Source organism: Pseudoalteromonas neustonica, assembly GCF_001653135.1.
GTDB classification, from domain to species: domain Bacteria; phylum Pseudomonadota; class Gammaproteobacteria; order Enterobacterales; family Alteromonadaceae; genus Pseudoalteromonas; species Pseudoalteromonas neustonica.
The window spans coordinates 62,889-71,415 of the sequence record NZ_BDDS01000021.1 but is presented as its reverse complement, the minus strand read 5'-3'; the positions used below and the strand labels follow the sequence as shown (position 1 = coordinate 71,415).

General features: G+C 32.9%; 6 protein-coding genes. 2 read left to right on the top strand and 4 right to left on the bottom strand.

Annotated elements, in window-relative coordinates; genetic code table 11:
- The coding region (locus tag A7967_RS22890; protein WP_157756425.1) for a helix-turn-helix domain-containing protein at positions 1-106 on the bottom strand (106 nt) is incomplete at its 3' end.
- A 222-nt stretch (positions 107-328) separates the two neighbouring features.
- Positions 329-1,303, bottom strand: a complete 975-nt coding sequence (locus tag A7967_RS19165; protein WP_054206550.1) for a hypothetical protein — start codon at positions 1,301-1,303, stop codon at positions 329-331.
- Positions 1,304-1,570: 267 nt separating this feature from the next.
- Here A7967_RS19165 and A7967_RS19160 point away from each other — a divergent pair, with 267 nt between their 5' ends.
- Positions 1,571-1,792 (top strand): hypothetical protein, encoded by a 222-nt coding sequence (locus tag A7967_RS19160; protein ID WP_054206549.1) that lies wholly within the window; start codon positions 1,571-1,573, stop codon positions 1,790-1,792.
- On the top strand, positions 1,785-2,666 hold the full coding sequence (locus A7967_RS19155; RefSeq protein WP_054206548.1) for a site-specific integrase: 882 nt from the start codon (positions 1,785-1,787) through the stop codon (positions 2,664-2,666). The genes A7967_RS19160 and A7967_RS19155 overlap by 8 nt, the downstream gene beginning before the upstream one ends.
- Before the next feature lie 62 nt (positions 2,667-2,728).
- On the opposite strand, the gene A7967_RS19150 is transcribed toward A7967_RS19155, so the two are convergent.
- Complete coding sequence (locus tag A7967_RS19150) at positions 2,729-3,592, bottom strand: hypothetical protein (RefSeq protein WP_064435981.1); 864 nt, start codon at positions 3,590-3,592, stop codon at positions 2,729-2,731.
- Positions 3,585-8,324, bottom strand: coding sequence for a P-loop domain-containing protein (locus A7967_RS19145; protein ID WP_064435980.1), 4,740 nt, complete (start codon positions 8,322-8,324; stop codon positions 3,585-3,587). Before A7967_RS19145 ends, A7967_RS19150 begins: the two co-directional genes overlap by 8 nt.
- Positions 8,325-8,527: the final 203 nt, after the last annotated feature.

Genomic DNA, 8,527 nt, shown 5'->3' with positions numbered 1-8,527 from the left:
TATGGTGTCGATTTAATAGTTTACCAATGGATCGGCAGCTTTCGCCACTATTGAATCGATAGTAGATAGCTTTTCGTTCGAAACTGTTAAGATGTTCGTAAGACATTCTGAATTCCCTCGATAATGAAAGACAAATAAGACAGCCACTTTAATTTAACAAACACTGCTGCTCCTTTAAATTTACTTTTTAGGCTAATAATTTATCTTTTATTTCTAGGTTGCTTTCATTCCATCCATTAAATGAGTTAATAGTACTCTTAAGCCTAAATTACGCGCATGAAAATGACTGCATAATTGCAATATGAATTTTTATTGAGGACCTTTAACTTTATGCCAGCAGCTTTTCGCAGTTGCTGACGTTGCTACGCCGTTTTTTGTTCAAGTGTTCACAGTAACTCTCTTGTGAAGATGCCCTGCCTACTGAACCATGAAATACGCGCGTAAATTGCGTGGTTAGTTTTAACCAGTTTTCTGGGGAGATATTTACTCTTTCTAGTAAAGGTAAATATGTGCTTTCAATATACCCGCGTTTACCTTCTCGTATACAATGCCCTGTTAATTCAATCAGTTCAAGGTAAGATTTAAGTTCAAACGGTAGCCCTTTTGGCATGATTTGGCGTGGCATGCCTGCAAATCTTGATAATTGTTTTGGTTGCTTGCTCTCTGTTGCGCTTTCAATGTGTTTTTGCACACTGGTGTGGTCAGATGTTTCCGGTGTTTGCGCCATTTTTGCTCTGATTGGGTTTAAATCTACATAGGCCATACAGGCGGCGAGTGCGGCTTCATCAAGCAAGGCTTGTGATTTAAAGCGGCCCTCCCAAAACCTGCCTGTGCAGTTATCTTCTTTATTGGCTTTACGGGCAATGTCTTCATTTAATAATCGCATAAACCAACTGATGCTTGCTAGCCGTTCACGGTATTGCTTTACTGTTTGATTAAAAAAGATAAGTTCAGCATTACTCAGTTTTTCACCCCGCGCATACTTTTGAGTAAGTAAGGTGCCTTTACAGAGCTTGTGCCAGCGAATAACAATGGCTTTATCATTTAGCCGATTCGCTTTTTTATCATCTACATACAGGACTAAATGGGTATGGTTACTCATGATTGCATAGGCACATAGATCAATGCAAAACACCTTGGCTAATGCAAGTAGCTTATCTTCAACCCAGCCTCTACGATGCTCAAAAGATTGGCCTGTGAAACGATCTTCACCGCACAAGAAAGCACGACGAACGCAACGTGAAATACAGTGATAATACTTTGTATCAACCAAACTTACTTGACGCTTTCTTGCAATAGCCATAGGACACCCTGTTTATTTTTCATACTAACCTAAAGCTAGTAAAAAACATGAAAAATACAAATTTTAGGATGGGTGTCATCTTTATTTTTGTAACCAATCAAAAACGGCGCACTCCAGCTGCTGACAACACGTAGAAATGAGGTTAATAATCAGGCGAGATCAGTCCGAGCCTTTCGCATATGCGAAAAACAGGGGCGAATAGGCTTAAGTGCCGCTGAGCTTTATTGCCAGTCAATCTTACAACCTTAATACGACTGGAGTCATACCATGAAATTCGATGCCCTAATCGAAGTCCAAAAACTAAAATTTGAAAGTAAGTTAATCGCTGGAAGCCGTAAAAAAGCATCTAAGCTTGATAAACATAAATTCGAGCTAATAGAAATTTATAAGCAAGGTTCTAACATTGTCGAGCTTCAGCGCTGGCTAAAGCGTAAAGGTATCAATGCTCATTGGTCAACAATTCAAAGATGGATTAAAAAACATGGCTAAATTTGCGAAACCAAAAACTCAAGCACACAATGTCATAAAAGGGCTTACAAAAAGTAAGCTTATAAAGTCTCTTGGAACTGCCAGAAACTACGAGCAATCACTTAACACCGTTGCCTCTTGGGCTAAAGATATTGGCATAAACGGTATTCAGGCAATGACCATCGATCAAGCACTCAATTATTTAGATTACCGTAAAGAAATAGTGGGTCAAAAGTCACTGGATATGGAGCGCCAAGCTATACAAGCAATGATGAGGCTAAACGGCAAACTTAAAGATAAGCAAACACTCCCTGTTATTAAATCAATTAATCAGCAAATTCTTAAATCACGTTCCTACACCACAGAGCAAGCACAAATAATAAGTAAGCACCAAACGTCTAAATATTCATTATCAACACAAATAGCACTCTCTGCGGGGCTTCGTGCACATGAATTGTTGACCATAGCCAAAGTTGAAGAATGCAAAGCAGATAAACGACCAGCTTTTGATTCAAAATGGTCTGGTAGAAACGGTGTGCTATATACCGTGATAGGCAAAGGAGGCTTAACACGCGAAGTACTAATACCTCACGATTTATCAGCTAAATTAGAACTTCGTAAATTTAAACAACCTGCCACTGTTGTTGATAGAAAAATAAACTACTTGCAGCGCTACGATATTGGAGGTGGTAAAAAGTGGTCGGATTCATTTAATAAAGCATCAAACCGTACTCTTTCATTTTCCAACGGTGCACATGGACTCAGGCATAGCTACGCACAAGAAAGGCTATTAGAGCTGATACTTAACCAATATCCGTATCAAATAGCATTAGAGACCGTTTCACAAGAGATGGGACATTTTAGACCAGAAATCACTGAGGTATATTTAAGGTAAAATGACCCTGTAACACTATTTCTAAAAGCCTATTCACCATCATGAGTCGTAATTAGCTTAAGCTAAATAATGTAAGTAAAATAGACTAGATTAGGAATTATTTTTTTGAGTTCCTTGAAATAGTCTTCTCTTAATATCAAGTCACAGCCTTCTAACTTTGCAATATTTGAGTCTGCTCCAACAAATGAAGCACCATTACCAATTAACTGATCCCTCCAACACCTAAATATTAAAACGATTTCATCATTACTATTCAGTGCCCTTAGCCCATTATTGTAATTATCTAATGTTAGTCCAAGCATGTTCAATAAATCGCTATTCATCCATAAAACGTATTGAGGTTCGATGCTATTAATATTTGCATTAAAGCCTTGTATAACTGGTTCTTCAAGATAGTAACTATTTTCCCAAATATGATTCGACGGATATTTCTCAACTAAAGGGTTCATTTCTATTTTACATGGAAGTAAACCTTCAAATATAACACCACCTTTGTTTTTTCCTCTTTCTCCATAATGATTCTCACTAAGCTCCCTTTCAAACCTTGATATTACTCTAAAACCATCTTCATAATCAGGCTCTTTAAAACCTTCCACTATATCAGAAGGTTTTTGTATGCAGGGTCTTTGAATTAAAGCCCTAGAAGTGGCGATAATTGTTTTTATATCTAGTTTTACTTCATTTTCAAAAACCACAGAGGTTTTATACTCGTCATATAAATACTTGAACACGCATTCAAAAACTAAGCTATCGAGGTATATATTAGGAGATAATCGTTGATGAGAACGGTTGACAAATACATCCACTCCATCTTCATTAATATTTTCCAATATTTCCACTTTTATTACATCAATATCAACACCTAAATTATCTAAATAAACAAGATATTTATTTCGGTTTATACTATCTAAAATTTGTTTATTCATGCTCCGATCCATTTAAAATATCTTGAACAGTATTGTGTATATATAAATTATCTATAACGAGAGCGTTTCTCATTTCATCTTTAATACTATTTATGAATAAAGAATGATTATCACTTTCGATCAATAAAAGCTCTAATATGCTTGCAACTGACAATTGATGAAAACACTCTATATTATTAAAAAACCACCTGAACGGTTTTATTAATAATGAACCATCGTGTTTCATGAGATAGCTAAGAGCTACAATAATATCCTTATGTACAAATGAATCTAAGTTTTTTGTCTTGCTAAGAATCACTACGATAGCAAGCTCATCATGATTCATATCTGAAATTTCAGTGCATTCTAAACTTTCCCATTTAAAATCATTTGTATCTGGTAATCTATTTTCAACAAAATCAAAACTATTTTTATACATTGATAAAATAGATTCATCTTCTAAGCCTGCGTATTCAAATGCAATAATCAAGTTAGCAGCATATTTATATAAATAATCGGAAGTGGAAAATATTTTACGCAGTGATTTTGCCAATACCTTTAATGATTCATCTTTATCAATTTCTACCGCGATTTTTAATGATTCTTTGTCAACAAAGTTAGAAAGCCAGCCATTTTTAGAATAAACAAAGTTATGAATAAGTAGATAAACTTTGGTTGCATCCAACAATGACAATTGATTAATTAAAGTCCGCATTTTCTTAAAATGCTCTTCACCATCACTTGGGAATCGTTTTTTTATAATTGGAATTAACAGTTCTGTAGCAAGTTGATCATTACTACTTTCTTCCAGATAGAAATAAAGATAATTTAAATCTTCATCGGATAATTCAACTTTCTTATAATACTCTAATAATTCGAGCTCACTTTTGCCCTTCAATGAAACTTCTTTGCAGAGCTGTTTAGTTAAATTTTCACCTAATTTCTCATTTTTATAAATATTAGTTGTTGTTTTATTTTCCGACCTTTTATTATAAGTTAAATAGGTTATTCCGAACCGATCCATCAATTGGTAAAACTTAGTTCCCGTTTTATTTTTTAATTCATTATAAGAGTCATTCCAATCTCTAATTGATAAGTTGATCAGTGATAGCTCTGCTAACTTTTTATCTATTACTTCTAGTCTAGCAATTACATCCAGAAATCCATCAAGGTAATTGTTTCTAATATTTGTTGGTGACAATTTATATAAAAAATTAAGAATGACGGGGTCAACGTGATTGCTTTGTTGTAAGTATGAAACAAGCATGTAATCCAATTTCCAAAAATACTCATTCGTTAAAAACTCATTAACTAAGTATATAGTGGCTAGCTCATAATCAACATTCAAAAGCTGCTCAAACCAGTCTATAGTCAGCCATCTAATGCCCTTCCCCTCTTCCGTATGCTTCATTACGGCGTCAGTTAGGTACTTCAGCCTTTTAGCATATTGCTTGGCAAAGTCTGGATTAATATTATTAATAGCAGGTATCGGTTCGATAAGCTCTGTCAGTGTTGTATCTTTACGAGAGGTGTAACTTGTAATTAACAAAAGAGCCTTTTCCAGCTCGTGTTTTGCTTCATTAACCATTCCTACTTTTCCATAATAAATGGATTTTCTGAATGAGTAGCCTGCATGCTCATAATATTCATTGTCTTCTGCTTGATCAAATTGATCATAGGCATCAATAATCAAATGAATATTTTTATCATTTAAGAATTTTTTTTCTATTGTCGGCAGTATTGGATGTGGTACTTTCATCAAATTTGAGATTACTTCTTCCCATGACTCTTTTGAAACTATATACCTTAAAGATCGCTCAATAGTATGCTCAATTAAGCTACTATGGGTATAATTAAAAGTTACTGCTCTTGGTGCTCCTTTAAATCGATCTGTATCGCTAGCTAGAAATTTAATGTTTTCTATAACTGCTTTTTCTTTATTTGTATCAGATAAATCATTTTCAATTATAAATAATCTAATAAAATACTTTATCCAATTACGCACAAAATTGTGTGAGGCTATTCCTTTTTCAAACTCAATTAATGCTTTTATATCGAACTGTGCGTATCGTTCAACATTAAAGTAAAACTTATCTAATTCATTGTTTTTTATATGCTCATCTATAAATTTTAAATCTAAAGGCTCTATTTCAGAAGGCTGTTTGTCATCTGCAATCGAAATTCTTTGTTCGCAATTTGTTCTCTCTAGAGCAGCATTTATTTTAACTGCGATCGTTTTATCTTCATCGTCATTAACACTTTTATAATGATGAAGTATCACCTCAAAACCTTTACTCTTAAATACTTCTACAATAAAAACCCTAAGATAATCAGAGTATTTATCAGATAAAACAGAATTGAAGATTTTATCTAATGAACTCTTTATTTGAATTTTATAACAAATGAAATATTTAAAATCATCAAATGCAACGCCACTTTCAAATAAACCTTTTACTTCTTCCCAATGTGGTGAGTATCCATATTCTTGCAATATCGCAAAACCTTTGGCTGTAATTCTGTCACTATAGTTTTTTTCGCTATTAAAAAATAAAAATGAATTAGCTTTTTCTGTCCCATAGATAGAACAAATTGCTTCAAAATATAGTTCGAAATTATCTAAAAACTGACTATGATTTTCCTCAGAGTTTGTTGTTGAAATAGCTCTATGTAACTCACCTGAATAAATAAATAGAGGCCAGTCTTGTAATTTTTCTGCTATGTGTAAGAAATGTTTATAGTTATTCTTTATTAACGTCTCTGAATGACCGTAATATAAGCTTTTGGATAAGAAGCTTTTCTCTGCATACGCACTCGCGTTTTCATATCGTTCTGAAAGGATTAAGTATTTTAATAAATATCTGTAAGATTTATCATTTTCATAGAAGTCATTATTAATCAACCAATTTGATATATATTCATATATCTCTTTTATGTCTTCTATAGAAGACAGTTTCTCAATGTTAAACCTCCTAAAGCTATCATGATATAACTTTACTCCTCCCCTAGAGCTATTCTCAGATATAACAGGGGCTAATACTTTCATGTCAGAATTAAAATGACGCTTCATCGGTATTATTTCTTTGAGTTCTTTTTTACTAACTGCAAACTCTAAGCAAGATAGTATTTCAGACGTTGTATTATTGCCTATTTGACTTGTTAAATATTCATAATAATTTTTTAGGCCTAAATCATATTTAGGCAGGCTATCGATAAGCTCTTCAGTAATAGCTTGATAATCATTAAGAGTCTTTATTATGTAAGTCAAATATAGTGGACTCCCTTCACTTTTTTTATGAAGTAGAATCGATAGATTTCCATCATTAATTTGAATGTCTTCACATTCAAACCTGTCCATCAATTCTTTAGCGTTTTCTATATCCCACTTAGGTAATTGTACTTTTATAAATTCATAACTTTCTGTTAAAACGTCAACTTCATCCGTTGGCTGAGAACCTAATATAATACTGACATTATTAGGTAGTTCGATCTTCGATATGTATTCAATAATTTTTGTCTTTTCTTTAGATAAAGTAACTGAATTTTTCAAAACTCTATTAATATGATCTAAACCGTCTACTATGATTATGATTGGTACCTCAATAGCAGAAAGTAATAGATTTAACTCTTCTAAGTTAGCTGCTAGTACATTATTTTTTTCTTTTTTTAATTCAGGAAAATTTTGACCAATCTCACTTATTAGATTACCAAAAAAAACATCTGAACTAACTCTCTTATCAGACAAAGGATCTTCTGTACTCGTGAAGCAATAGTGTCGTATTACAGCATGGTTATATCGTGTCAAATACTCTATTAAGTTGGTTAAGAACCATGACTTGCCTGCACCAGGCTCACCGAGTAATAACGTTTTATTGTTAGTAATAGCATTTTCAAGAAATAAACTATTTTTTTCATCTGATGTAATGTTTTTATTTTGGTCAACTTCGAATTTTTGCTCTATTCGACCAAAGTCGGTTCTTACTCGTAGTGCAATAAGTATATCTTTTGCTGAAACTTGAGCTGAGCGTGTTCTATACACCCCTGTTAATTTAGCTAATCGTTCTAGAAAATCAGAGATGTAAATATCATCATTTGGGTATTGTTCAATACCTAATTTTTGAGCTTGTTCTATTAGTATTTCTTCTAACTGACTTGGCCTATTAAATTTTAAACTTGCTTTAGGTAAGTTGACCTCAATAAGTAAATCATTACAAAAATCATTAAAGTCAGCTCTATTTATATCGTTATCTTCTACATAAGTTTTTAAGCTATTCCAGCGATTAAAATTTTCTGGATTTTCTTCCCATAATCGGTCAAGGTTAATTTTGAAAACCTTTGTTGGAAAATTATTGAATGATGATCTATCAAGCTGTACCTCTAAAATCCTTGTAATGTTTTGATCAACTGGCTCGTCCCAAGCTAAGCATAATCTAAATTCAGTATTAGGGGTTTTAAGGTTTTTCCACGTTTCAAATAATTTATGGATTGCTATTTTGTAATGAGTATCACCTGAAAGGTAATCTTTTATTAGTATTTTTGATACTGTGTCATTACTGTACTTAATCTGCTTCCGCTGTATTTCAGCACCATTAGTAATGACTAAGTCATCAAATCTATCAGGGATATTTCCTGTGGTATTCTTTTTATCAATTGAAAATATACTATCAAGATTACCATCTAAAATTTCTTTTAAAATAAAGTAGCTTGTTATCAAGTCTTGATAGTCATAGCCTTCATGTGCATTATTTAAACTCAAAAATCACCTCCCGTATTTTTTACTATTCATTGTAAGGTCGGTCCTTTGACCTTAAATATATTAATATATATCTTTACTATTAGATGTCTTATTCATAGATATACAAGAATATAGAATAGTTAGTTATTCAAAACCCATATCTTTCTGTTAAATTAATCAACTTTCATGACTATATAAGACCAAATGGTGTAGCCTTACTAAAT

Bases quoted from the DNA above. Each gene is read 5' to 3' on its own strand.
- A7967_RS19165 (WP_054206550.1), bottom strand. From the start codon at position 1,303: ATGGCTATTGCAAGAAAGCGTCAAGTAAGTTTGGTTGATACAAAGTAT.
- A7967_RS19160 (WP_054206549.1), top strand. From the start codon at position 1,571: ATGAAATTCGATGCCCTAATCGAAGTCCAAAAACTAAAATTTGAAAGT.
- A7967_RS19155 (WP_054206548.1), top strand. From the start codon at position 1,785: ATGGCTAAATTTGCGAAACCAAAAACTCAAGCACACAATGTCATAAAA.
- A7967_RS19150 (WP_064435981.1), bottom strand. From the start codon at position 3,592: ATGAATAAACAAATTTTAGATAGTATAAACCGAAATAAATATCTTGTT.